We start from the raw sequence: 24,335 nt of genomic DNA on the forward strand, positions 1-24,335 counted from the left end.
TCTTGAGCAATGCGCCCGACGCCGTTTCTCGAGAAAGGAACACTGGGCGGACTGATGCTTGAATCGTTGCTGGGCAGCGGCCGAGCGGAAAAGCCGGCGCGCGCCCAAGCCAGCCCGTTGGCGTTGCCAGCGGCTGGCGCGGCCACCGCCGATGCACGAAACCATTCAACGCCATCGGCGAAGTCGTCCGGAAACAGGCAAGGTTGTAGGTTGACGACATCAGACGCGGGGAGGCCACCATGCTAGTCCTGATGAGCCTAATTTGGCGACGACTAGCCTACACAATGCCTGATCGGCATGCGATCCAAGCTCGTACGTCAGTGAAACGAGAGGCGGCTGTGGGTTAGGAGGCCACCATGCCCAAACAGGTTGTGAAAGCTCTCTGCTCTTTGGCAGTTGCGTGCCGGGTCGCTTTCAGCACGGTAGCGTTAGTTGCGCAAAATGGCGCGAACGCCCACCTGTCTCAAAAACGTAACCTGTTCGTACTCAGGTTGATGTAGCGGGCTAGTCACACCGGTTATCGGAAGCCTGAATTCGCGAAGTTTCTGACGGTAGTCTTCCAGCAAACCATCGGCGGCGGCCCTTGATGCATGGTGCGGCCGATTGTGAAATGGATCATATTGCGATCCAGAAATGTCGCGATAGGATCATTCCACCGGGGCTGGCTGTATATTTCACTTAGATCTTTTCACCCGGTGTCTTTTGACCATGCGAGATCGCACGAGAACATCGCTGCGGCCTTCGTGCAGGCCGGCTGCTTTTAATCACCAACAAGCTTTGTTTCCTTCGCTGCAAGTTCTACGTTTTTCTGTACCGACAATTTGCGGAATCCAAGTTGCCGTGGAGGACGTTTATGCCCAAGGAGAACTGCCTGATTGTTCGTGCCGCCGGGAAACGACTGGACCTATTACGAGGCGAGGCTGCCCGCATCGCCAAGGGAGCTAACGCCGGCTGGTGGACCGACCGAGCGGAGATCGGCACCAGGTTCTGCTTTGAAGACTCTAAGTCAAAAGAGCTGTTCGCTCTCACCTGCGACAGCCTCGGCATCACCTGTCAGGACGGCTAATCCATTGAAAAACCCACCGGCCTGGAAGCCGGAGGTGTTTGGACTGCAGACCAGACCGGACAGATCATGAGCAGTTGCAACATGAAGGCTCGCCCGTCGCGAACGAGAGGCCGGGAGTTGAGGCGGTGGCCCACAAAGGGAAGTGGGATTGTGTCAGCGACGATCTGGACGCGCCTGGAGGGACACGACTTTGTCCATGTCGCTGTGACCGGAGCGCCGGCTTTGCAGCTTCACCACCTGCTCGAGTTCGAGAGCCTCTATGGCGAGCTCATCTGCCAAGCGTTCGAAAAGTGCGCGCCCTTTGCGAGTCGCTGGTTCGCCTGCTCATAAGGGCCAAATCCGCGGCGTCGGCACGGAGTTTGTCCAATTTTTCCCTGAGGTCCGCCATGGTATCGGCCCCGTCCTGGACCCACCTCGTCATGTGGTGACGGGATGCAGGTCAACGGTGGAACAGGCTATGGGTTCTTGCTTAACCGATTGTTAGGCCGACATTCATTAGACCCGAGATGTGAACGATCGCCCGCTAGCTTTGCCCAGCGAGGTCTGCGCTATTTCGCTCAATCCTTCAGTGCGCACGTGGTCACGAGCAGCATGGTCCGGCTGCATTCCCAATCGGATCCCAACATTGGTTCATTGACTCCACGAGGAGTACCGATGGCCATAGTAGTACCAGCGGCGACTAGAACAGCGATGGTCAGCGCGAGCGTTCGATAGCTTGCCAAGTTCCACTTCATTGCGCTTCCCTCCAGTGGAAGCGGAGTGCTACGCGCAGAGATACCTCGCGCTTGCGAGCTACTTCACACGGCATTTCTCAACAGTCATCACAGTCGCGTGCAGCAAGCCCTCCGCGTGGACCGGCGGCACTTGAGAGCAGTCCGCTCTCTTACCAACTTGCCGTCGAGACAGCAAAATTGCACTTCACCCGTTTTGGCCAGGGAAGGGGCCCACCTGCTGCGACAAAAACTACGGTTTCCGTAGTGCTGACTCGAGCCAAAATCTTCAGTTCGTCGACAATTCTGGCACTCAGCGAAATACTCTAGAGGTACGTTGCAACTCACGGTTCGCGGTCCTCAGCCGAAAACCTGAAGGTAGCCCACACCAACTGGTCGCATTCCGGTCGCGCTATGGCTGCGACGGCACGTGAGGACCATCGAACGACCGGACCAGCGCGCTCCTGATCTCTGACGGTATTTGAACATACACCCAACCAGGGTGGTAACGGCAGTCTTGACCACGCCGGCAGCGCTGATCCAGTCGATCGACCCCGATAGGTGGCGAAACCGCCGAGAGCGCAAGCGGCTCAAATTTTTCTGTGAATTCAAGACCACAAATTTGCGGCGGGTATACCGTCGGCATTTGTCTCTCAGACTTGAAAATTTGTGCTGACAAATCAACGATGAAAGGTCGTTCGAAACGATAGAGTGGGAACTGAAGATTGAAGTTCCAAGATTGCCTTGCACAACCCTCCAAGACCACTCACCGAAGCGGATAAGATAGAGGGGATCAAGCCTCAAAGTGTCGCGGACCCGGGCGACGTCTGCGGGATTTGCCTGGTCGCCAGCGATCACGGCAGCCTGATCGCCTGGAGCGATGTAAAGTAGTGAAAAGACAAACAGGGGCCACGAGTGCCATTACGGGGATCTTGGTGATGATCCGTCTGAGAGCGAACGACAGGATGCTTTCCTCCGTGACCTATGAAGGTCCAATGGCTCTTTGGAAGAGCCAATCCCGCTGAGCGATCACAAACCGAGCGCGCAGCCGTCCTTTCGTTGGTCGGATGCGGCGATAAGCGTGCCGTTCGCGTGATCAATCCAGATGGCTTGACTACCGCCGAGAGGCGACTTCCTCTCCCGGATGTGGACGAGGAAAGGGCCGTCAGAGTGGCCAACGCAATTCGGATGTTGGTCACGCGGTTGCGGATCTATCATCCGCGCTCGCCAAGAAAGTACGTTACCATAAGCTTGGGTGTCGCCGGCAGAGTGAGGCGACAGCCGACGAGTTGGCGCTCACCCGTGATGCCGATATCGCGCTGTACTACGCGAAGGAGCAGGGACGGGACACCTCGATCGCCAGTTCCACCTTGGCGACCTCCGGTTTGGAGCTGGCCTCGCTGGCGCCGTCGCCGTCCGACCTGGAGCAGGCCTCCTGATGACCCCCGAAAGAGACGCGCGCAGGCTGTCTTTCGGGCGCCCCCTTCCAGCCGGCATGTTGGCGATCGACCGCACTTGGCGAAGCACCATCCGAGATGTCTGACAGCGGAGCCAAGCTGATCGTAGACGGGTCGGTGCAGGGCTCGCCATGAAGGAGTTCTTTCTGGTGCTCTCCTCAGTGGGCAGGTCTAATGTCGCTGCGAGCTTGCATGAGCGGTAAGGAGCTGCGGATCAAATTCATTAGAGCCGACAAAAATAGTCGCGGGCGCACGCGCGACGGCAACCGCCCCGCGAAGTGGCTCCAAATCGTCCGCGCCCGCTTCGGGGAGAGATCCTCGCGAGCCGCACGGTGAGAGAGTACGAAAACCGCCATTGCGAACTGACCGCTCAAGGGTGACCCCAGCTCAAGCGACGATGTGAATGCGACGAGCAGGTGCAAACTAGCTCCGAGCACGACGTCGGTTGTCCTTCTGTTTCGACTTGGCACACGACGAAATCCTTGTCGCCAGTCGTCGAGCGCCGGACCGGGAACAAGTGGAACTTCCAGACGTTGGGGCGGGCATCCGACGGGATGCGCTCACTGGAGGAGATAATCGATGAACAGGATTCTTGCCGTCGCTCTGCTTGGCTCTGCCTTGATAGGCGGCGCTGCATTCGCGCAATCCACTCAGCCGTCCGACCGCGCAGCGCCGGCAGCCGCCGCCCACCCGGCTGAGAAGATGGCGCTGAAGGGCAATTGGCGCGCCTCGAAGCTCATGGGCCTGAACGTCTACAACGAGGCGAACGAAAAGCTCGGCGACGTCAACGAACTGCTCGTCGACAAGAGCGGCAAGATCAACGCGGTCGTGATCGGCATCGGCGGCTTCCTCGGCATGGGCGAGCACGACATCGCCGTTTCGATCGACAAGCTGAAGTTCGTCGAAGAGCCTGTCCGGACAAGCTCGACCGGCACCTCGACCACCTCGCGCGACACGACCACGGGCGCGGCTTCGACGACTACCACCAACCGCAACGCGAACGATTGGGTCCCCGACCACGCCGTCATGAACGGCAACAAGGAGCAGTTGAAGGCTCTCCCGCAGTTCAAGTATTCGGATTACAACTGACGCGAACCGTTCTCGACATCGAAGGGCCTCCAATGAAGGCCCTTCTTCTTTGACGGCGAGCGCGCGGTGGCGGGGCTAAACACAAACGGCTCGAGGCCGTTGCCCACGACCGTAGTAGTCGCTGTCGTCGGTTTGGTATCGACGACGGTGCACTTTGTGGTGGTCGCGTCGTGAACGATGTAGGACTCGGTGGCTGGCTGTGCGTGCCATTTTGCAACAGCTGCAATCTCTCGCCGTCGGAAGAAATGTAATCCGGGCATTGCCGAGATTTCCCGAAGCGGAATCGGACGCGCCGTCGTGGTTGACCGGCGTCCCATTTGGAAGGTTTCAGATGAACAAGCTCGTGGAGCCGTCCAGCTACGAGATCGTGACGGTCCTGCCGTACTCCGGCCGCTCGACGGCGTCGACGCCGGCGCGCAGCGAGCAGCGCAAGGTAACGTTCAGCGACCGCCACCGTGAGGTGGTCCGCAAGCACGCTAAGGCGCGTCCCGTCGAACGGGAGCGTTGCACGATCGGCAGCACCGTCCGGACCGAGATCCGAACTGGCGAGCGGGTGCCGGAGGACATGGAGATCGAGGCATTCCCCGAAGAGGTCTATCGGGATGCCCCGGCGCTTCGCGAGTACCGGTACATGAACCGGGACAGCCGCACCTTCATCGTCGAGCCCGATGAGCGTCGTGTTATTGAAGAGATCGACTGATCTAGCAACCAAGGGAGAACATCCATGAAGAGCATCGTTCTGGGAGCACTCGCGGCGGCCCTCATTGCGTCGTCTGCAAGTGCAGCCCCTCTTGCGCCTGCGGCTATCGCGTCCACGGAGGCTACAAACGTCGAGCAGGTCCGTCTCGTGTGTGACGAGTATGGCCGCTGCTACCGGACCCGCGGTCCCCGCTATGTCCAGCGCTACTACGGCGGAGACGACGGCTATGTGGTGCGCCGGAGCTACGGCTACTATGGCGGGCCCGGCTACTACGATCGTGGATACGGCTACTACGGCGGCCCGAGCATCGGTTTCAGCTTCGGTACCCGGAGCTGGTGAACTAGGAAAGGCCCACTCACCGAGCGGCCCTTTCGACGTCGGTTTCGTTTCCTCGGTGATAAGATGTCTGCTGTTGCGAAGCTCCTGCGTCAGAAGGAGCAATTGCTGGCGCGGTTAGAAACCGATCCCGGTCCGAACGAGCGCGCGGAAACCCAGGCGCTCCTCACCAAGATCGAGACCGCACTGAAGCTGCTCGGCGCCCGATAACACCTCTGCAAGCGACGACAAATAGGCTTGGAGACAAAGGATCGAGCGCGCTTCACCCAGTCCTCCATCGTTGGGCGCGCGCTCCACGGACGAAGGCACCAGCTCGGGGGGCTGGGGGGCTTTGAGCTGGGGCCGGTTCGGGGTTTACTCCTGGGGGCGCGCCCAAGGAAGAATTGGCACTCGGGCTATCGTTCCTCCGCAAGCGCAGTTTATCCGATCCGCCCACCACAGGCAGGCCGAGTCTATCCGCGGCGCTCTTCGCAGCCCGCTCCCGATGAATGCTCCCAGGAGGAAAATAAGGGTAGTCTGCGGAAGCTAGAATTTGCCGCGACGATGCAATGCTCCCACAGCAGATCAGTGTTACGCTGCCTGCAGCGGGGGGTAACAACTGGCCATCTAACAGCCTGATGAGATTGCACGGCTTTCCAAAGCCCACGAACAGGCCCCTGCGCACGATTGGCGTAGAGGATCGCAATGATTCTCTGGCCGAAGGGTCGCCAAGAAGATCATCGAGATCGGCCAGACCGGCCTCAACGACCCCGCTCAAATCTGCGGTCGGGCGGTCGAGGAATTGCGTCTGCCGAATGGGTAAGGCACCTTGCGCCGAATTCTCTGTCAAAGCTCCGACGGTGGTAAAGCTCGGCCGCGCGGTAGATCCGCTAACTCGGCCACGACCGCTTTTCCTGGCCAAGCTCCTTGACCATCCGGACGACCTCGTCCGGGAGGTAGGGCTTCTTCAGGGTGCGGCTGCTGGGCACCCCGACCGGCCCGAGTGCGGCCACGCCGCTACCGACACATCACAAACCGAAGCTCCCGACGAGCCTCGCCCGGCGGTCCAAGAGAGCGGCAAGGGCGCATGTCGCGGTCAGAAATCCGGAGTAATGTAGATGGATCGCGCCACCGGGCGCTTGAGAGGAAGTAGGCGTGGCCTGCGAACAAGGAACTTGAGCCCCTGGTGCGGATTTGGGCGCGTGCGTCGCTACTCTGGTTTTTCGATTGGCGCAGGTTCCTCAGGATGCAGGCCCCATGCTGATGCACGCGGACATCGAGGTGTCGATCATCTGGACGTGCATCATGGGCAGCGGCGAGTGCATCTATGATGCGGCTCCACGCCAGCACACGAAGCGATTGTAGCAGGTCGCATATGGGCCGAACGCCTGCGGTCGATCCCGCCAAGATGCTCCGGATCGCAGGAGCCAGAAAATGCCATTAAGGAGACGACGGTCGCTTACCAGAGGAGCGCCACGCGGCTTCAGCAGTGGGCTCGATGGCCAGCTCATTCAAAATCGGCGAGTTGATGCGCATTGATTCGCAAGCCCCTGGTTTGGGCTTTTGAATCACGGAAACGCAACAAAGGGGCCGCCGCCAAGCTGCCTTCTCAATCTTGGTACACAGTGCTTTGCTTGTTCGGCTGACGGACCCGAGGTCGGCAGAGACCCACGTTCGAGGTAAGGAATGATTTTTAGCAGAAGTGACGGTGTTTGGCTAAATGAGCCGGAAAAATGGGCCGCAGAGAATGATAGCCTGCGAATATTCACGGACAAAGCTACCGACTTTTGGCGCGAAACTCATTACGGTTTTGTTCGCGACAATGGGCATTTCCTAGGCTTTCCGGCGGGCGAGGCATTCACCGCCGAGCTGCGTGTTCAGGGCAATTTCCGGACGCTCTACGATCAAGCGGGGATCATGGTGCGCATCGATGCGCATCATTGGGTCAAGGCGGGAGTTGAACTGTCAGATGGCCGCGCCATGCTCGCGAGCGTGCTGACTATCGGGCAGTCAGACTGGGCGACGGCGCCCTATGAACATGACCCCAACGACTTTTGGGTCCGCGCAACCGTTGGCAACGGAGTCCTCCGTCTACAACTTTCGGCCGACGGCAAGTTTTGGCCGCTCATGCGGCTGGCAGCTTTCCCGAAGGCAAGCTCCTACCTTGTGGGACCGATGGCCTGCACGCCAGAACGGGCGGGGTTAGAAGTCGTGTTCTCGAAGCTTCGTTTGAGTCCGCCCCTCGGAAAAGAGCTGCACGACTTGAGCTGACCATTTGCTTCGAAGGGAAAGTGCCTCCTTGGCCGATGGATGCTGGTCCTGTGCGGCAGGGGTGTTAATAGGTACACGGCCTAGTCAGTCCGGGTTCTCAAAACCGGCACAACCGTCTGCTCCAACGCTCGAACCGCACATTGCATATTGTGAGTACACATCCGGAGGCGCGGGATCTCGTGGAGAAAAGAAAGGTCGATAGCAAGTTTTGGTCTCCAACCGCGACGTGCTTCTGGCGCCCGGGCCAAGCCACCATCTGGCCCGATATAACGAGACGGTCGCGCCCGCAGTTCTTGGCAGCATGGAGCGCGCGGTCGGCGCCGCGACAGGGAGCCGCAGTCCAGCGCGCCCGGCGCGGGCGTGTTTGTAGCGCCGCCGCCCCAGGGCACGCAGCCGGCCTGTATCCGCGCGCAATTGCTTGGCCGGATCGGAGGCTTGCGTTGGGTCAATCGTTAGGATTGCTTTTTCTTGCAATTAATGGTTGAAATTACAGCTTTTCAGGGGAGCTGATTTTGCTTCAACTGGAGGCATATCTCGGCCAGTCCGAGGTGCTTCGCTTGGTCGAGGAAAACCTGGGTGCCGGTGTCTGGCGCTGTGACCCAGCGGGGCAGATGCAGTGGTCGCGTGGCTTTTTCGGGCTGCTCGGATTGGATCCGCACGTGATTGTCCCGTCTTTTGCGGAGATCCAACGGCGAATTCATCCGGACGACCGCCGTTCGAGTCGCGATCCCAGCGAGATGATGACCGATCGGTCGCCGCTCGACGGGGAATTTCGCATTATTCGCCCCAATGGCGCACTGCGCTGGCTTCACAGTCGCACGGAGGTGCTGCTGGACAGCGCGGGAGAGCCGGAATGTATCCTGGGTGTCGCACTGGACATCACGGCGCAGCGTCGACTGCTCCAGACGGTGCGAATTGACGCCGAACGCTACAGCGCTCTGGCTCAGGTGGCAGACGGTTTGCTGTGGATTGGTAGCTCCGACGGTCGGATCACGGCGCTGCCGAACGGCGAGAAGAGACCGGAAGCCCAGCGGCTCTTTGGCAAAGCTTGGGTTGATCTCCTTCACGAGGAAGAGCGCGAGGCTGCGCTGAGTAGCTGGGCGGCGTCTGTCGAGACGGCACGTCCTTACAGCGTCGAGCATCGGCTGCGGCAGCCCGACGACACATATCGTTGGCATCGATGTACGGCCGTGCCTGTCACCAATGGAGATGGCAGCATCCGGGAATGGATGGGGATCTCCGTTGACGTGCATCACGAAAAACTGTCCGTCCAGCACGCGACAACATCGCGATTGACCGGCGCCCAGTTGCGCGCCGCGCGCGGCATCCTGAATTGGTCGGTAAAGCAATTGGCAGCGCGTACCGGGATCTCTGCCGCCATCATCCGTCGACTTGAGGAGTACAACGACGCTCCGCTAATGCCTCATGGCGCGATGGAGATTCTCCATCGTGTATTTTCTGATGCGGGCGTCGAGTTCTTGTTTCCGCTTGTCGGCAAGCCTGGTGTCCGGCCGCGGTAACCAGACAGGTTGTCGTACTCCAGAACCGCATTTCCGAACGTCTCGAAGGATTGTCGTGGGATCAGTTTTTAGGCTGGTAAGGCATCCAATGACTAAGCAAACGGAAAAATTTGCGAAGTGCGGGCAATCCCGGGCTCAGCCTCAGTTTCGCGGTACCGCAGCGGCCGAAATTTTGCTCGCAGGAGGGTGATGAAGGTCAATTTTTCCTTAACGCCGAAATAAGCAATTGTCGTCACCATCGTCCACACACTGAAGTAGAAGATATGGATCGTATGGTACAAAGGTAGTTCACGGAGCCGACGACTGATCCGGTCGGCATCCGGCGACAACCCGTCGTCGGCTGCGGGCGCTCATGCACATCACATTCAAATTCTTTCTTTCCCCGTTTTTTGCATCGGGTTCGATGACCCGCGGAGCATTGCCATGCCGTTCAAGTTCAAATTACGTATTCGCGGCCGGCTGATTTCGGGATTTCTTGCAGTATGCGCGATCATCGCGCTTTCAGTCGGATACACGGTGTTTGCGGTCGGCGGAATTTCAACGACCATCGATCGCATGGTGACCCTGCGCACGCCCGTCGCGCTCGCGAGCACGGAGCTGGTCGGCAAACTCTATTCCACGCTGGCAACGTTGCGCGGCTACCTCCTGACCGGAAATCCGCAAGGCAAGCTCGATCGAGCTGCGATGTGGAAGGAAATGGACGCCACGGTCGCCGGCCTCGACGAGAAAGCGGCGCAATTTACCAACCCCGAGAACACCCGAAAGTGGACCGAAGCCAAGGCGCTGCTCGCGGAGTTCCGTGCCGCCCAAGACAAAGCCGAAGCCGTCGCGTTTTCTGCCGACGCATACCCCGCGACAAAGCTGCTGGTGACCGAAGTCGGTCCGCGCGCTGAAGCGATCTTTTCTCAGATCACAGGGATGATCAACGAGGAGGAAGGGCTGGAGGCGACGGCTGACCGAAAGAGATTGCTGAAAGCCATGGCGGACGCGCGAGGCAACTTTGCCGCGGCCACTGCTCAACTTCGCATGTATCTTTTGTCAGGCGAAGAGAAGGACAAGGAGAAGTTCTTCAAGCCGTGGGAACTCTTCGAAAAAGGCTATACAGGGGTCAACGCGAAGAAGGACCTGCTCACACCGTCTCAGCTGGCCTCATTCGAGAAGATCACGAAGGCGCGCAGCGAACTTGGTCCGCTGCGCGAGAAGATATTTTCTCTCCGAGAGTCTCCTGACTGGAATGCTCCCGTGCGAATTCTCGTCACGGAGGCGGCGCCGCGGGCGGCGAAGATTCTCGACCTCCTAGACGGGCCGAAGGGTGCCGACGGCACTCGCTCCGGAGGCATCAAGACGGATCAGAAGAGGATGCTTGCCGAGGAAGGGCACCAGATGCAGGCGAGCATATCTTTCCTGAGGCTGGTGCTGTGGGGCTTGCTCGCGGCAGGACTTGGTCTCGGCGCCGCGATTGCGCTGCTTACCGCCCGCGCGATCGCGCGTCCGATCCAGGGGATGACCGCCGCCATGCGCAGGCTCGCGGGAGGCGAAACTTCCACCGCGATCCCGGGCGTCGGCCGCGCCGACGAGGTCGGCGAGATCGCCGAGGCGGTTCAGGTCTTCAAGGACAACATGATCGAAGCCAACCGGCTTCGTGCCGAACAGGCCGCATCGGCGGTGCGTGCCGCCGCCCAGCGCAAGGCCGACATGCACCAGCTCGCGGGCCGGTTCGATGACGCCGTCGGCGAGATCATCGAGACGCTGTCGTCGTCCTCAACCGAGCTAGAAGCGGCGGCCAAGACCCTGAGCAGGACGGCGGAAAGCACCCAGGAGCTCTCCGGCGCGGTCGCTGCCGCGTCCGAGGAGGCGTCGACCAACGTTCAATCGGTGGCCTCCGCCACCGAAGAGATGTCCTCGTCGGTCGCCGAAATCAGCCGTCAGGTGCAGGAAGCGGCCCGGATTGCCGGCGCGGCGGTGGACCAGGCACAGAAAACCAACGATCGTGTCAACAAGCTGTCGCAGGCAGCAACCCGCATCGGGAATGTAGTCGAGCTCATCAACACGATCGCAGGACAGACCAACCTTTTGGCCCTGAACGCAACAATCGAAGCGGCGCGGGCCGGCGAGGCCGGACGCGGCTTTGCCGTCGTTGCTTCGGAGGTCAAGGCACTGGCCGAACAAACGGCGAAGGCGACCGGAGAGATCAGCCACCAGATCAACGATATCCAGGACGCCACCCAGGAGTCAGTCGTCGCGATCAAGGAAATCAGCGGGACGATCGCCCGGATCTCCGAAATCTCCTCAGCGATTGCGGCCGCGGTGGAGGAGCAGGGAGTGGCCACGCAGGAAATATCCTGCAACGTCCAGCAGGCCGCGCAAGGCACCCACGAGGTCGCCTCCAATATAACCGAGGTGCAGCAGGGGGCCACGGAAACCGGGTCGGCCTCGAGTCAGGTACTTGCCTCGGCACAAACGCTGTCAAACGACAGCGCGCGCCTGAAGACAGAGGTCGAGAAGTTTTTAACCACCGTACGCGCAGCTTGAGGTGCATCTATGACCAGCACTACAAGATCAGAGGGTCACGCTGATGTGGTCGCCGCAATGACCCGTGACGGAGCGTCCAGATCGGCTGGCAACATCGTTCCGCTGCCATTCAGTCGTCAGCGATACCTGATTGTCCAGATCAGAACGGACTGTGCAGCGCTGCGACAGCAAGTTGCGATTGTCGCCAAATGCCTGACCGATCTCAACGGCCTGCTCGAACATGTCGAAGAAAGGTCGGTTCGTGAGGGGTTCCGGCTGAAGGTCGCGCAGTTGAGCGAGCTGCTCTCGCATCGGCTTCACGAGCTTTATGCCGCCGATCGTGCGCTGGAAGATCTGCGTGCTTACACCTGAGAAACTGTGACGCGATTTTCACCAATGCCGTAACCGCTACTGCGCAAAATGCCAGCCGTCCTGGGCGAAAATTGCTGACAAACGCCTAGATCCTCTCCGTGCTGGCGATATCGTGGTTCTGCGGCGATGTCGCGGGCGGTCGAGGCCCCACTTCTGAGCTCTGCCGTATTCGATCGCGGTCGCGAGCCCCGGCGCGCGAGCTCGGTCTCGAGGAAGTCGTTGGCGACGATCAGCGCCTTGACGGCCTCGCGGGCATCGCCGCCGCAGGCTGCGATCGCCTGGTCGGCAGCCAGCTCGAGGTCGCCCTCGGCGGGCGCAGCGAGGTAGGGCGCAGCGAGCATGGCCTATGGTCCCTATCCGTTCTAGGGGAGTCAAGCGGCCTTCCGCAGGCTTAATCTCCGTCCGACCGGGTTGGGGTAGGCTGCGCCCATGGACCAGATGATGGCGCGCCGACACCTTGTGGAAGCGGAGCGTCACGTTGTGCTGAGCGAGCGGCACCTCGCCCGGCAGCTCGCAATCGTGGAAGGGCTAGAACGGGCCGGACATCCGGCCCGGCGGGCCGGTTGCAACGAATGACCGGCAGACCGGCGCCAAGCCGCCCGACCTTCGGCTCCGGATAGATGCGTCAATGGGGCCGCGTGCGGAGCGCACTTCCGCATTCGAGGGTCAGGATGTCTCCGGCACCCAGCAGAATCGCCCTCTTCATCGACGGGGCCAACCTTTACGCCACGACCAAGACGCTCGGCTTCGATGTCGATCACAAGCGCCTTCTGAAGGGCTTTCAGGCGCGCGGCGCGCTGCTCCGCGCCTTCTACTATACGGCCGTCATCGAGGATCAGGAGTTCTCTTCGATCCGCCCGTTGGTCGATTGGCTCGACTACAACGGCTACACGGTCGTGACCAAGGCGACCAAGGAATTCGTCGACGCCACCGGACGACGCAAGGTCAAAGGCAACATGGATATCGAGCTCGCCGTCGATGCCATGGAGCTCGCCGGACAGGTGGACGAGATGATCCTGTTCTCCGGCGACGGTGATTTTCGACCTCTGGTCGCTGCGATGCAGCGGCGCGGCGTCCGTGTCGCCGTGGTCTCGACCATCGCCACCCAGCCGCCGATGAACTCCGCCGACAGGCAGACGTGTTCATCGATCTAGTGGAAGTGCAGGCGAAGATCGGTCGCGATCCGTCCGAGCGTCAACTGGCGCGCGAGCGCGGCGAGGCGCGGGGGCAATATGCTCAGCGCCAGACCTTCGCAAGGCCGCGCAACGACAACGACGAATTCGATCGCTGAATGTCGCGTCAGCGTCGTGGAGGCTCCGGCTGTCTGACCGGCTCACGCACCCGAGAAGGAACGCGGGCGTCCGATTTGTCGGGGATCGCCGTAAGCTGCTCGACGCCATCGCCGGCTTGCGCACTGAAGCGGGCGCACCAACGGCGCTATCCGGCTCTCCGCCGGGAGCCAACGAAGCCGCCAAGGACCTCGCCGAGCGGCGCCAAGTCACCTGATGTTCTCGGACCTTATCGGTTCAACGGCACTCTCCACGCGTATGGACCCGGAGGGCCTGCGCGAGGTCATTTCAGCCTATCAGACGTGAGTTTCCGATACTGTGGGCCGTTTCGAGGGCTTCGTCGCCAAATTCATGGGCGACGGCGTGCTGATTTATTTCCTCTCCGGCAGCGCATGAGGATGACGCCGAGCGTGCGGTTCGGGCCGGCTAATCGGTGCGGTTGCCGCACTCCCGGTGCCCGAGCCTGTACAGGTACGGGTTGGAATTGCCACAGGCCTTGTCGTCGTCGGAGATCTTGTCGGACCGAGATGTCGTTCCCGCCGCCCGGCTTCCAATTCTTAAGCGGCGGATGGAACGCTTTGCGGACACGCGTTCACTTCGATTTCCACGACGTCCTTCGGTCCCCGTCGAAGGCGGTAAAATATAAGTTCTTGTTCGAGCATCGGACAGCGGAACCTAACGACCGCGGTATCTGGCAATCGGCACAGTTCATCGATGAGGTCGCCAACGGTCATGATCGGAGGATCGGCCACTACCTTACGAATGATCTTACTCATCGCATCACTCCTCCCCTCGCTAACCACCGCCTCAATGATTCTGTTCCAAGCTACGCGACGGTGGTATGCCGGTACTCGGGCGATTAGCTTGTCGGATTTCGGACCGGCGTGACCGCAGATCATTTCCGATCGGGCCATGTATGAAGCGATATTCGATTTCGACGATGTTTCTTCTGCTGTTACCTGCTGCCGTTCTTCGCCTAGGTCTTCATCGACGAAAGCTGGTGCCGACGACTATGTCACAAGCTGTTCGGTATTAATGAGCTGCTCGCCCGTACTCGGGCCGCGCTGCGTCACCGCCTGCAGGTGCAACGCCAGGGACGACCGGAACACGTGCCGGCCGAAGCAGTCCGCAAAGCTTAACAGGCCTGAATCGCTGAAAAAGCCCTCCTCCTTTATGACCAGAGCACCAACCGCGGCGGACCGCGAAAGGTAAGCCAGGCTGTAAGCAGTCATCCGCAGGGGGCCGCGGATTGGCGCATGAAGAGGCATGCAGCAGCGTCAGATACTTTTCGAATGCCCGGGTGACTTCATCCGCTAAACATCGGCCGGTGCCCGGAGGGACCGTTGATCTTGGTCAGCGGTTCGGCATCTCGCCCTATCGCGAATTCGTGGTCCGGAGTTCTCCTTCTGGCCGGATTCATATTGCAACCTGTGCAAGACGTGGAGTCGCGTTGCATCCTTTTCCGAGATGTCCTACAGGCAGTCTCGCGAAGGAACGCTGAAGATGAACGACGACACGCCATTGAGCGATTTGCAGGGGCTCAGACTGATCCGGGCGTTCGGCCGGATACGCGATCAACAGAGGCGGAACGAACTGATCGAGTTTGCGGAAACGCTGGCCGCGGAAATCTGCGTGAGGCGAGATTCCAGCCCGCCCGGCTTGCATCGCGAGCTTGCTGCCGAGCAGCCGACCGATCCCGCCCGTTAGCGACCGGACGGTCTGTCGAGATGATGTCGCGCTCCAGTTCGATTCCCCTGTGCTCACGCTACAAGAAGCCCATGACCTTGGCTGCCAGTCGTGACGGCAAACGACCGCCGATCTGGCGCTGCTTCAAGTGCGAAGCCGCCGACTGATCGGGGCCGACGGAGCAGCATTTCGCAGAGCGCGAGCCGACGTCAGAGGAAGCAGGCGCTCATGGAACGACTGGAGAGCGGTACCGGACCGAACGAACGCGAAGGAAATCGAGCGACTGCTGGCGCAGATCGAGACCGCGCTGAACCCGCTCGAGCCCGGAGATGCCACCGCTCCGGGCGAGGAATGATTCCGGCTCGTGCCTCTCACAGCTGCTCAGGTTGTCCGGCACCTCACCATCTCCGGAGCAGCCTGGCGTCGCTAAAGCCGCCGGACGACGGGTCGCCGGTCCGGGGGCGCTCCGAACTCTTGGTGCAATGGCGGAGGTCGGATGAATCTCGGGCGCACCATTTTTCCGCCATTCAGTATAAAACCGCGAGCCATTGCAGAGCTCTCGTGGGCCATCCGGTCGCGATCGGCATCTGCGGCGGAGTTGTCGCCGACGCCTCAGCGGATAGCAGCCTGCCGCTCCGCTCCGTGTCGCCTTGGCGCCACTTCGACCGCCGAAGCCAAAAGGCTCGGCTGCAGCAGGACGATGAACTCTTCGAGCGATACCGGCGGAGAGAAAATATAACCTTGCGCCATGGTCGCGCCGTTTTCGGCCGCGAACCGAAGGTCTTCGGCGGTTTCGATTCCCTCTACGACGGTTTCGAACCCCAATTCGTCCGCAAGTCCGAGCGCCAGGCGAAGGATCGTCTGCTTCTCGCGGTCTTCCGCGACACCCGCGACGAGCGTGCGATCGAGCTTCACGGCGTCGAAGGGGAGCCTCGCCATCGTCGAAAGATTCGAATAGCCGGCTCCGAAATCATCCATTGCGAAGCGTATGCCCAACTGCCTGAGCAGGCTTATCCTCTCGCGCACGACATCAGGATTGCGCATCGCGACCGACTCTGTGACCTCGATCTCAAGGTGTGACGGCGGGAAGTCGGCCTTGCGAACGGTCGTGACGATATCCTTGATGAACAGCGGGTCCTCGATTTCCGTCGCTGCGACATTTACGGCAAGCACGAGGTTTGAGCCGGCCCGGATCAAGCCCCCGATTTCAGCGAGCGCGCGCCTCAGCACAAAGCGGTCGATCTCCATGATGAGGCCAATCTCTTCCGCGATCTTGATGAAGCGCTGAGGAGGAATGTTGCCCTCCTTCGGATGATGCCAGCGCGCCAGCGCCTCCACCCCCACGATGCGGCCATCCGCACAGGACACCTTGGGCTGGTAATGGACGACGAGCTCTTCATTGCGGATCGCCAAGGCGAGATCGGTTTCGAGCGCATGCCGGGCACGCGCGACCTCTGAGAGATCCGGAGTGAAGAAAGCGTGGGTATTGCGTCCCGAGCTCTTCGCGACGTACATCGCAAGGTCGGCGCGGATCAGGAGATCGTCATAGGTCGTGCCGTGGGTGGGACAGATCGCAATGCCGATGCTGACGCCGATGGTCGCATGATTGCTCTGGAGCTTGAAGGGAACCTGCAGCGTCTCGGTCATCCTACGGGCACAGAGGCTCGCGGCCTCGACCGTCTTCACCCCGGCAATGATGGCGACGAACTCGTCGCCCCCGACCCGGGCGAGCAGGCTTTTGCCGGCAGCGACCTTGGACGTCAGCAAATTGCTCAAGCGCTCGGCCACCATCCTGAGCAGCTCGTCGCCAGCCTTGTGCCCGAAAGTGTCGTTGATGGATTTGAAGCCATCGAGGTCGAGGAAGAACAGCGCTCCGCCTTCTTCAGCGTCGATGAGCGCCGGCGCATCGAGGCGCATCTTCTCCCGATTGGGAATGCGGCTCACCGTATCGTAAAAAGCGAGCTGACGAATTCTTCGCGTGCTGGCCCGCAAATGCGTCAGCATTCGCTCGAATGCGAGGCCGAGGCCGCGAACCTCGCCGATGCCCGTTGCGCGGAACGGAACATCGAGATTGCCTCCTGCGATTTCCTGGGCGGTCTTGGCGAGCGCCGAAAGTCCTTTCGTGAGGTGCCTTACGGCGGCCAATAGCGCGACGACCAAGGCACCGAGCGCCAGCGCCGCTGATGCCAAGAACTGCCACATCAGCGAACGGGTATGGGCTGCGCCGATCTGGAACATCTGATCGCGTGTCGTCGTCACGAGCGATGCGCGCGCGAACGTACACACCTTGAGCGTCGCCTCATATTCGACACAGCGCGCGACGTAGTTGCCGTCGTCCGAGCGCTGCAGCCCGCCCAAACGCGTGCTGGCGCTCCTGAATTTCACCCCTTCAGGCCCCGCGGAAGATACGATCTCGTTGTCACCCGTGATGATGACCACGCCGGCATTAGCCAGCGAAGTGAAGTTCTCGAGAGTACGCTCCGTGCGCCCGAGCGGTCGGATGGCGACAAGCGCGCCGATGAGGTCGCCGAAGTCGTCGAACACGGGCTCGATTGCGGTGTGCGCTATAGTGCGGCGCTGCGGCAGGCCAAGCGCTGACAATTCACGCGATTTGAGTTCATAGGTGCCTTCCTGTCCCCGCGGGTGCGAGCGGCTATTGTGTTTGAGGATCGCCCTGAGATTGACAGAGAGGTCGGTCCCCTCGATCGCCCCGTTCAGAGCGAGGAGGTCGAGGGGCGTGTTGGCACCGAGCACGCGGCCGGTTTCGTCGAAGGCGATCAGCCTTTCGAAGCCGGAGGTCGAAGCAACGATGCTAAGCAGCTCGCGGATCGTCACATCGTTGTTCGAGGCGACCGCCTTGGCGACATCGGCGCGCCGAGCGATTTGACGCAGGCGTGATGCGGTTTCCGCGCCAAGGACCTCGATTCGCGCTCGCGCCAACTGCGCCTCGCCGTCGAGGCGATGAGCGAGCTGGTCTTCTGAGAGTTCACCCAGTGCCGCAGCCTGGTGCCTTAGCTGCTGCTGCAGGCGTAGCGCCGTCACGCCACCGATGAGGCCGAGCCCGAGCACGCCGGTTGCGAGCACGACGGCAACAAGGCGCATGGCGATAGACGAGGGGAAGCCTGGAACCCCGGACGGAACGGCCCAACGACGCCAGCGGGGCGGCGCCGTCGATGCCTTCGCGATATCGGTGTCAGTCGCCACCTTGCCAGCACCCTGAAACTTTGCGGGGACCGATCAATGTCGCTCGCTGGGGCCCCCACTCACTTGTCTTCCCGGCGCCGAATTTAGGCCAGCGAAACCGTCTAAATCGTTCATTTGTCGTGTATTTGTGGCCAGTTAATTACCAAGTGGTTTTTCGAAACCATCAGATTGTGTGCTTTTACTTTCTGTTCGCCACACCGATGCTTCCGAGAGGTGCGGCGTTGCGACAACAGAAGCTTTAGGTTTCTTTGCCAGAGTGTGCACCTCTCGGTTGGAAGGGGGTTGCAATGGCATTTTCGAGGATAATGGCAGCCCTTTTGGGCCTTTGCCTTGCGGTGGTGAATGCCGCTGGCGCCGAGACACGCAAGCTCGACATCGTCGGAACCGGAGACGGCATCGATGTCCTACGCGCCATCGCCGCGAGCTTCATGCAGCAGGAAGGAGCGGCACAGGTTGAGGTGCCACCGAGCATCGGTTCTGGCGGAGGCATCGCGGCTGTGGGGTCCGGTAAGGCGATCTTAGGGCGCGTCGCCCGGCGCCTGACCGACGCCGAAGCGGCTTCCGGCATCGTCTACAAGGCGATCGCCCGCCTGCCGTCAGCTTTCATCGTCCATCCCGGCTGCGGCGTGAGTGCCGTCACAAGCGCTCAGCTCGTTGCGATCTATTCGGGCCGCCTTGCGAATTGGAAGGAGCTGGGCGGCGCCGATATGCGCATCCGCGTCGTGCGGCGCGAGGACCAGGACAGCACTCTCACCGTGCTACGGGCCAGCATGCCGGGCTGGCATGATCTCGAGATCACCGAGAAATCGAAGATCGCGACGACCACACAGGAAGCGATCGAGACGGTTCGCGAAGTTCAAGGCGCGATCGGCTTCGGTCCTTTCTCGCGGCCGTTGGAACAGGGGCTCACGGTGCTTCGCGTGGACGGCCACTACCCGACGGACTCCGATTATCCCTCGAGCGTGGTGCTGGCGCTGATCTATCTAAATACGTTGCAGGATCCGGACGCCCTGGCCTTTCTACGCTTTGCCGACGCGCAGAAGGCAGCCGACGTCATCACCAGCCTCGGTAGTCTGCCCGTCAAGCCGTGAGGCGCCGGGGTTCGGCGGCAGCGGGCGCTGCTGAACTCGGCATCGGCTCACAGATCGGGGCGATGAGGCTCCCGGCTTCGCCATAGACGGGTGACTTTGTCTATCAGCGATGGGGTTTGAGAGCTCGGCAGGAAAGGATCGGCGTAGCATTGCGCATTGGCCGAGCGCGCCTTGTTCTTCACGATCTCGACGAGACCGACGGGGCCGGCGACGTAGACCGTATCCTCCAGCCCAAGCAGGGGCAGGTAGTGCGATGGGCGCCCGGGCCGGATCGGCAGGGTAGACCCGATCTCCGTCGTCGCAATGACCTCGCGAACACCGTCGTCGATCAGCCACTGCAACGAGGGAAGCATATAGAGATTATCCACATCCCGGCTGCCGGCAACGACCGCCATCTCGCGGTTGCGCTGGCTCGAGCGCGCCGAGCGGGCGAGCGCCCAGATCGGGGCCCAGCCTGCTCCGCCGGCGACCAGCACCAGCGGCCCCTGGCCCTGTCGTAGATATGCTTGTCCGAAGGGACCTTGCACATGCGCCGCATGGCCGGGCCTGATGGCTTTGCCGAGTTGCCCCGACACGGTGCCGTCGGGCAGGCGCCGGATGTGGAAGACGAGTTCGACTTGCTTGAAGGAACCATCGAGCCTGAAGGTCGGGCTGTACTCGCGCGCAGGATAGCCGGAAAACTTGACGCGCACATATTGGCCCGGCCGAAACTCAAGCGGCGCTGAGGTCGTCAGCACGACTTCGGCGATCTCCGGCGAGAGCTGGTTGATCTCGGTGACGGTGCCCGCCCGCTTCACCGGTAGCGGCAATTCTTCGAATTCGATCTCAGCATCGCCTGCGACCGTTGCCTGGCAGGCGAGCACAGTGCGACCATGGGCCGAGCCGCCGTCATCGACCGAGCCCGAAACGACCGTCACCCGGCAGCTCTGACATTGCCCCGATCTGCAGTCGTGTGGAACGAGAATCGAGCCGCCGAGCGCCGCGTCGATGAGGCTTTCGCCGGCGCGGGCTTCGACGGGCTTGCCGTTGATGACGAGCCGACAATGCCTCTTCATCGCGAGGCCTCTAGGCGCTGCGAATGTCGGCGAGCAGGCCACTGCTCGCCGACCCAGAATGCCATGCGCGGGTGAGGGCGCCCCCAGGCTTCAGCAGAGCCGCGCCGTAGGAGCCTCCGGTAGAGCCCTTCGCCCGTCATGAGACGCCTATTTCTGCGACACGACACGCACGGGACGGTTATGGCTCGCATGCCGCGTCTGTGCATGGTCGAAGACAGCGACCCACATGTAGAGATCGCGGCCTGGCACGAAGGCTTTATCATATCTGCCATCGCTTTTCATGTTGCGCGTCAGCTCGAGCGTCCAATGTCCGTTGCTCCATTTTGAAACCCCGGAGACATTGGCCCGCTCTCCTTCGTTGTCGCCAGCAATAATCACGCCGGGCAGGATCGTGCCAACGGGAATCTTCGCGTCGGCCTCTGCAGTGTAGGGTTCGCTCTCCCAGTCGAACATGTACCAGCGGCCGTTCTCGTCGTCGCTGCTGTCGGGATCAAGATCGAATTTGCCGAGGGCTGCGACTTGCGCCTTCAAGTCCTTGGGAAGCCGCAGAACCGTGACGGGCCCTTTGTCGTCCCGGTGGATGAACTTGAAGTTATACGAATAAAGAGAGCGGCCAGGCTTATTCCAATAACCGCCCTGATAGCGGGCATCGTAATTCTGCTCGTCCAGGGTCGGAGCGTAGGGCGGGCCGATATATTGGCTGTCGACACGCCCGAGCATGCCCCCGCGCGACGCCTTCCACTGCCACATGTCTATGTAGCTGCCATCCGTCGTGAAGTGGAAGCCCCGGCCATTGATCGGCATCGGTTTGCCGGGCAGCGGGTTGGCGCCGAGACCCGTCGCGCCTGCACCGCCGAGCGATGGATTGTCCGAGAAAATGACCGCCAGTTTATCCTCGTAGAAGTCGGCGGCGTCTTGCAGACCCGCACGCTCGTCGAGGGCGTGCCAGCCATCCTCCTGCTTGATAATTGGAACGCGACGGAGGGAGCGCGTGGGATCCTGCCAGCGGAAGGCAAAATAGATCTTCTGCCCATCGTGCAGGGCGCGCACCTCAACGAGCGATTCGCCCGATCCGCCGAGATTGGCGCCTTGCTGCGTCCGAATGAAGACCGGGGCCGCGCGCGACCAGGCGGGATCGCCCATGGCGCCGTCGAGCTTGGGCGCGGCGCTCACCCGCGCGATGACGAGCGTATCGCACGTCGCCCAGTCGAGCCCAGCGACGCCGCACGCGACTGCTACCCCGATTGCAGCCGCACCGAGAAGAGGCCTCGGCCGCACGGCCTTCGTGATCGCGAGCGGCGTCGGCCGAAACACGCGGAAAATCTGCTGCCAGCCGCCATAGAGATAATGCGCGGCGACATGCGCGAAGATATAGGCGAGCCCGACGAAGGCGGCGGTCGAGTGGAGATAAGCCCACCAGCCGCCATAGCCGAGATACATCATGACGCCCGTCCCCGTGAGGAAGATCACGAGCGCATAGACGAACCAGTGCAGGAAGACGTTGACGGCTCCCCACTTGAGGCGAGCCGGGGCGCGCATCGCGAGGATCCGCGTCTTCTTGGGGCTGTTACGCTCGACGAGGCCGCTGCGCGCGAGGTAGGCGACGTAGGCCGACCCGCAGAAGAAGACGGCGAGCCCCGCGAGGAAATGCCAGGAAAAGATCTCGCCCTGCGGCAGGACCGGAGCGAGCCATTTCGAGAAGGGGGCGTGCAGCGCGTCCGCTGCGATGCGTATGCCGGTAACGAGGCATATGACGAACGCGATCGCGATCGCCCAATGGAGGATTATCGTCCCGACATCGGTGCGTGGCGGACTTTCTCGAGTCTTTGTCTGAGCGAGGCGTCTCTCGGTCAAGGCATCGGCGTTCGTTCGAGCGGTGACATCGTTCATGGCATAAAGCTTACCCACGGTAAACCAGCAGTTGTGCCAGAAAGGCCGCGAAGCATGGGATTGGTGAGATGGGCGGCAACGGTCACTATCCCCCATAAATGCGGTCGGCCAAGGTGCCGCCCTCGGGGCATACGCCAGGTTCGAAGTCAGGTCTCTAATCCTGCTTAGCTGTGGTGCTGGGCAGCTCAGAGCGCGATGAGCTGCAAACACAGCTCACATGCGCTGGCCGGTGCCCGTCCTGCAGTGCCAAAGACCAGCTTCAGACGCCCCTCCAGCGCCCGCCGCAGTAGGGACCGATTCGGCCAACCTTTGAAAGTCCGACTGCTGTTTTAATCCGGGAACAAGCAGAAGGCGGAAATAGGACCAGTGAAGTCCGTTACGCGGCGCTGTAGGCGATTTTGATCCCACAGCTCATGAATGTGTGGGGACGCGAGTTAAGACTACGGGCGACGGATGGACCCAGTTGCCGGCGCGCGCTATTCGCTGCGCCCGAGGAATCGTCAGCGCCGTGCCGCCGCTCGATTTCAAGTCCGGTCGGCGTCCACACGGGTGAAGTCGAGATGATGGGCGACGATGTGGGTGGCATCGCTGTGCAGATCGCAGCACGGGTAGCTCAGCATGCGAATGCGAGCGAAGTGCTGGCCGAGCAGAAGTAAAGGATCTAGCGGCAGGTGCCGGCCTCAACTTCGTCGACCAAGGACGGGCCGAGCGTAAGGGTCTCTCGCCGAGACCATGCGCCTATTCGCTCCCGCGAGCAGTTTGCAACGGCTTCAACAGTGCGCTATTCGCTCTAGCATGTAGTATCGAGTCGAACAAACTATCGAATCGAGAGCGGAAAGTTCGTGCCTGTCAGCCGTAACATACTCATTCTTCTTGTCGGAGCTCTGATCGTCGTAGTCGGCGTGCTCAGCTACGAGCTTTACCAGAGCAAAAAACAGCCGGAAGGTCTTCAAATCAATGTCGGTCCGAACGGACTTAAGATCGAGGGTAAATAGTGCGACGGCGCAGACAGCCGAAATAGCTGCCCAGCGCGGCTAACCAAAAGGTCGCTCAATACTGCGATAGGATGTTCAAGGGAGTGAAGCCCGCTGAACTCCCCGTCAACAGCCCATGATTTTTGAACGTACGCTCAATCTTAAGACGGCAGCCTCATTCGGAATAACATTTCCGGACCGCCTCATCGCAAGGGCCAACAAACTTATCGAGTGAGTCCGCTCCTGATGCTGTGGACGGCTCCTCCACGGGCAATCATGCCGGTGTGTTTACGGGTGCACGACCTACTCGCGCTTCAGTCCGCATAACTGCTAGATCTCTTCGATCAGCTCAGAAGGTTGACAGATTTTTTCAGCCGTCGCACGCCTTGAAAGCGGACGGGCAACACCTCGGGTCGTAGCCGGTCGCGACAACAAAGGCGACGCGACGGCGCACCAGTTCGTCAGGGAGCGGCAGGTTTTTTTCCCCGCAAACCGATGAAGATCCGATCGCACTCGCAAAGCCACATCCTCGAACTCGATGACGGCACGAAGTGGCAGATCTTCCCGGGCGATCTCGACCGCACGCTGGGCTGGAACCGAAACCGAGCTGACGCGGTCGAGAGCGACGACGAGGTGGCCTCCTACAACTGATTGGCGGCGTTGCGAAAGTCCACGTGAGACCTGCCTGTCAACCGGCGTCCAAATTTGACCCCTCGTCGGCGTCCAATTTTGACCCCTTCGTGCGGCGGGGGGTGACGGTAGCGCTCGTCTCGTCGGAGCTGGCCGGGATAGCGGAGGCGAGACGAGCGCGGGTGATATGATCGTCGTCTCGGCTTTTGAATCGCCAGCTGTCGTTGCCGGTCTCGACGATGTCGCAGTGATGGGTCAGCCGATCGAGCAGCGCGGTGGTCATCTTGGCGTCCCCGAACACACTGGGCCACTCGCCGAAGGCAAGGTTGGTCGTGACGATTACGGATGCCCGCTCATAGAGCCGGCTGACGAGGTGGAACAGAANCTGGCCACCGGACTGGGCGAAGGGCAGATATCCGAGCTCGTCCAGGACGATGAAGTCCATCCGGGTCAGATGCTCGGCAAGCCGGCCCTGCCGTCCGTTGCGGGTCTCGGTCTCCAGACG

20 protein-coding genes and 4 pseudogenes are annotated in these 24,335 nt (G+C 61.1%); 16 read left to right on the forward strand and 8 right to left on the reverse strand.

The annotated features are described in order from the left end of the window. Window positions 1-853 precede the first annotated feature (853 nt). Window positions 854-1,066 (forward strand): hypothetical protein, encoded by a 213-nt coding sequence (locus A3AS_RS0118800; protein ID WP_018319114.1) that lies wholly within the window; start codon window positions 854-856, stop codon window positions 1,064-1,066. A gap of 1,424 nt (window positions 1,067-2,490) precedes the next feature. Here A3AS_RS0118800 and A3AS_RS50030 read toward each other — a convergent pair. Next, window positions 2,491-2,743, reverse strand: a pseudogene (locus A3AS_RS50030) (ABC transporter permease); the annotation flags it as partial. A gap of 322 nt (window positions 2,744-3,065) precedes the next feature. Here A3AS_RS50030 and A3AS_RS47325 point away from each other — a divergent pair. The 5 genes from A3AS_RS47325 to A3AS_RS48360 all read left to right on the forward strand — a co-directional run bounded on the left by A3AS_RS47325 (window position 3,066) and on the right by A3AS_RS48360 (window position 5,568). Continuing rightward, window positions 3,066-3,215: a hypothetical protein gene (locus A3AS_RS47325; protein ID WP_018319117.1), complete on the forward strand. Its 150-nt coding sequence runs from the start codon at window positions 3,066-3,068 to the stop codon at window positions 3,213-3,215. A 597-nt stretch (window positions 3,216-3,812) separates the two neighbouring features. Then, entirely contained in the window at window positions 3,813-4,322 is a 510-nt protein-coding gene (locus A3AS_RS0118815; RefSeq protein WP_018319118.1) for a PRC-barrel domain-containing protein, read from the forward strand. A gap of 331 nt (window positions 4,323-4,653) precedes the next feature. Continuing rightward, window positions 4,654-5,022, forward strand: coding sequence for a DUF1236 domain-containing protein (locus A3AS_RS0118820; protein WP_018319120.1), 369 nt, complete (start codon window positions 4,654-4,656; stop codon window positions 5,020-5,022). 24 nt (window positions 5,023-5,046) lie between these two features. Beyond that, on the forward strand, window positions 5,047-5,361 hold the full coding sequence (locus tag A3AS_RS0118825) for a hypothetical protein (protein ID WP_018319121.1): 315 nt from the start codon (window positions 5,047-5,049) through the stop codon (window positions 5,359-5,361). Window positions 5,362-5,424: 63 nt separating this feature from the next. Next, window positions 5,425-5,568: a hypothetical protein gene (locus A3AS_RS48360; RefSeq protein WP_018319122.1), complete on the forward strand. Its 144-nt coding sequence runs from the start codon at window positions 5,425-5,427 to the stop codon at window positions 5,566-5,568. Window positions 5,569-6,588: 1,020 nt separating this feature from the next. Here the strand turns inward: A3AS_RS48360 and A3AS_RS50035 are convergent. After that, window positions 6,589-6,848, reverse strand: a pseudogene (locus A3AS_RS50035) (transposase); the annotation flags it as partial. Window positions 6,849-7,023: 175 nt separating this feature from the next. Here A3AS_RS50035 and A3AS_RS0118845 point away from each other — a divergent pair. From A3AS_RS0118845 to A3AS_RS0118865, 4 genes are all read left to right on the forward strand, one after another. After that, window positions 7,024-7,608 (forward strand): DUF1349 domain-containing protein, encoded by a 585-nt coding sequence (locus A3AS_RS0118845; protein WP_018319125.1) that lies wholly within the window; start codon window positions 7,024-7,026, stop codon window positions 7,606-7,608. A 512-nt stretch (window positions 7,609-8,120) separates the two neighbouring features. After that, complete coding sequence (locus tag A3AS_RS0118850; protein ID WP_018319126.1) at window positions 8,121-9,128, forward strand: PAS domain-containing protein; 1,008 nt, start codon at window positions 8,121-8,123, stop codon at window positions 9,126-9,128. A 423-nt stretch (window positions 9,129-9,551) separates the two neighbouring features. Further along, window positions 9,552-11,660, forward strand: a complete 2,109-nt coding sequence (locus tag A3AS_RS0118860; protein ID WP_018319128.1) for a methyl-accepting chemotaxis protein — start codon at window positions 9,552-9,554, stop codon at window positions 11,658-11,660. 57 nt (window positions 11,661-11,717) lie between these two features. Next, the gene (locus tag A3AS_RS0118865) at window positions 11,718-12,011 is read left to right on the forward strand and encodes a hypothetical protein (RefSeq protein WP_018319129.1); all 294 of its coding nucleotides are present in this window, start codon (window positions 11,718-11,720) and stop codon (window positions 12,009-12,011) included. Here the strand turns inward: A3AS_RS0118865 and A3AS_RS43560 are convergent. Then, window positions 12,002-12,352 (reverse strand): hypothetical protein, encoded by a 351-nt coding sequence (locus A3AS_RS43560; RefSeq protein ID WP_018319130.1) that lies wholly within the window; start codon window positions 12,350-12,352, stop codon window positions 12,002-12,004. The two genes, A3AS_RS0118865 and A3AS_RS43560, sit on opposite strands and share 10 nt — an antisense overlap. Before the next feature lie 330 nt (window positions 12,353-12,682). Between A3AS_RS43560 and A3AS_RS0118880 the strand changes: the two are divergent. Next, window positions 12,683-13,302 (forward strand): annotated as a pseudogene (locus tag A3AS_RS0118880) (NYN domain-containing protein). A gap of 555 nt (window positions 13,303-13,857) precedes the next feature. Here A3AS_RS0118880 and A3AS_RS43565 read toward each other — a convergent pair. Beyond that, the gene (locus A3AS_RS43565; RefSeq protein WP_245283216.1) at window positions 13,858-14,076 is read right to left on the reverse strand and encodes a hypothetical protein; all 219 of its coding nucleotides are present in this window, start codon (window positions 14,074-14,076) and stop codon (window positions 13,858-13,860) included. A 223-nt stretch (window positions 14,077-14,299) separates the two neighbouring features. Between A3AS_RS43565 and A3AS_RS50040 the strand changes: the two are divergent. Both A3AS_RS50040 and A3AS_RS0118895 read left to right on the forward strand, forming a co-directional pair. After that, window positions 14,300-14,388 (forward strand): annotated as a pseudogene (locus tag A3AS_RS50040) (DNA-binding response regulator); the annotation flags it as partial. Window positions 14,389-14,803: 415 nt separating this feature from the next. Further along, window positions 14,804-15,007 (forward strand): hypothetical protein, encoded by a 204-nt coding sequence (locus A3AS_RS0118895; RefSeq protein ID WP_157644297.1) that lies wholly within the window; start codon window positions 14,804-14,806, stop codon window positions 15,005-15,007. A gap of 591 nt (window positions 15,008-15,598) precedes the next feature. On the opposite strand, the gene A3AS_RS0118900 is transcribed toward A3AS_RS0118895, so the two are convergent. Continuing rightward, window positions 15,599-18,088, reverse strand: coding sequence for a bifunctional diguanylate cyclase/phosphodiesterase (locus tag A3AS_RS0118900; RefSeq protein ID WP_245283217.1), 2,490 nt, complete (start codon window positions 18,086-18,088; stop codon window positions 15,599-15,601). 389 nt (window positions 18,089-18,477) lie between these two features. Here A3AS_RS0118900 and A3AS_RS0118905 point away from each other — a divergent pair, with 389 nt between their 5' ends. Further along, complete coding sequence (locus A3AS_RS0118905) at window positions 18,478-19,281, forward strand: substrate-binding domain-containing protein (protein ID WP_018319136.1); 804 nt, start codon at window positions 18,478-18,480, stop codon at window positions 19,279-19,281. Window positions 19,282-19,328: 47 nt separating this feature from the next. Here A3AS_RS0118905 and A3AS_RS0118910 read toward each other — a convergent pair whose 3' ends face one another. Continuing rightward, on the reverse strand, window positions 19,329-20,336 hold the full coding sequence (locus A3AS_RS0118910; RefSeq protein ID WP_018319137.1) for a 2Fe-2S iron-sulfur cluster-binding protein: 1,008 nt from the start codon (window positions 20,334-20,336) through the stop codon (window positions 19,329-19,331). 147 nt (window positions 20,337-20,483) lie between these two features. Continuing rightward, window positions 20,484-22,226, reverse strand: coding sequence for an ethylbenzene dehydrogenase-related protein (locus tag A3AS_RS0118915; RefSeq protein ID WP_018319138.1), 1,743 nt, complete (start codon window positions 22,224-22,226; stop codon window positions 20,484-20,486). Between the two features lie 842 nt (window positions 22,227-23,068). Here A3AS_RS0118915 and A3AS_RS48370 point away from each other — a divergent pair. Both A3AS_RS48370 and A3AS_RS47335 read left to right on the forward strand, forming a co-directional pair. Further along, complete coding sequence (locus A3AS_RS48370) at window positions 23,069-23,221, forward strand: hypothetical protein (protein WP_018319140.1); 153 nt, start codon at window positions 23,069-23,071, stop codon at window positions 23,219-23,221. 474 nt (window positions 23,222-23,695) lie between these two features. Next, window positions 23,696-23,851 carry a hypothetical protein gene (locus A3AS_RS47335; RefSeq protein WP_018319141.1) on the forward strand — a complete coding sequence of 52 codons (156 nt, stop codon included), beginning with the start codon at window positions 23,696-23,698 and terminating at the stop codon, window positions 23,849-23,851. A 37-nt stretch (window positions 23,852-23,888) separates the two neighbouring features. Here the strand turns inward: A3AS_RS47335 and A3AS_RS0118935 are convergent. Further along, a partial coding sequence (locus A3AS_RS0118935; protein ID WP_018319142.1) for an ATP-binding protein occupies window positions 23,889-24,335 on the reverse strand: 447 nt, incomplete at its 5' end.

Source organism: Bradyrhizobium sp. WSM2793, assembly GCF_000379585.1.
Lineage (GTDB): Bacteria > Pseudomonadota > Alphaproteobacteria > Rhizobiales > Xanthobacteraceae > Bradyrhizobium.

Coding starts and splice junctions, on each gene's coding strand:
- A3AS_RS0118800 (WP_018319114.1), top strand. CDS start 854: ATGCCCAAGGAGAACTGCCTGATTGTTCGTGCCGCCGGGAAACGACTG.
- A3AS_RS0118815 (WP_018319118.1), top strand. CDS start 3,813: ATGAACAGGATTCTTGCCGTCGCTCTGCTTGGCTCTGCCTTGATAGGC.
- A3AS_RS0118820 (WP_018319120.1), top strand. CDS start 4,654: ATGAACAAGCTCGTGGAGCCGTCCAGCTACGAGATCGTGACGGTCCTG.
- A3AS_RS0118825 (WP_018319121.1), top strand. CDS start 5,047: ATGAAGAGCATCGTTCTGGGAGCACTCGCGGCGGCCCTCATTGCGTCG.
- A3AS_RS48360 (WP_018319122.1), top strand. CDS start 5,425: ATGTCTGCTGTTGCGAAGCTCCTGCGTCAGAAGGAGCAATTGCTGGCG.
- A3AS_RS0118845 (WP_018319125.1), top strand. CDS start 7,024: ATGATTTTTAGCAGAAGTGACGGTGTTTGGCTAAATGAGCCGGAAAAA.
- A3AS_RS0118860 (WP_018319128.1), top strand. CDS start 9,552: ATGCCGTTCAAGTTCAAATTACGTATTCGCGGCCGGCTGATTTCGGGA.
- A3AS_RS0118865 (WP_018319129.1), top strand. CDS start 11,718: ATGACCCGTGACGGAGCGTCCAGATCGGCTGGCAACATCGTTCCGCTG.
- A3AS_RS43560 (WP_018319130.1), bottom strand. CDS start 12,352: ATGCTCGCTGCGCCCTACCTCGCTGCGCCCGCCGAGGGCGACCTCGAG.
- A3AS_RS43565 (WP_245283216.1), bottom strand. CDS start 14,076: ATGAGTAAGATCATTCGTAAGGTAGTGGCCGATCCTCCGATCATGACC.
- A3AS_RS0118895 (WP_157644297.1), top strand. CDS start 14,804: ATGAACGACGACACGCCATTGAGCGATTTGCAGGGGCTCAGACTGATC.
- A3AS_RS0118900 (WP_245283217.1), bottom strand. CDS start 18,088: ATGCGCCTTGTTGCCGTCGTGCTCGCAACCGGCGTGCTCGGGCTCGGC.
- A3AS_RS0118905 (WP_018319136.1), top strand. CDS start 18,478: ATGGCATTTTCGAGGATAATGGCAGCCCTTTTGGGCCTTTGCCTTGCG.
- A3AS_RS0118910 (WP_018319137.1), bottom strand. CDS start 20,336: ATGAAGAGGCATTGTCGGCTCGTCATCAACGGCAAGCCCGTCGAAGCC.
- A3AS_RS0118915 (WP_018319138.1), bottom strand. CDS start 22,226: ATGAACGATGTCACCGCTCGAACGAACGCCGATGCCTTGACCGAGAGA.
- A3AS_RS47335 (WP_018319141.1), top strand. CDS start 23,696: ATGAAGATCCGATCGCACTCGCAAAGCCACATCCTCGAACTCGATGAC.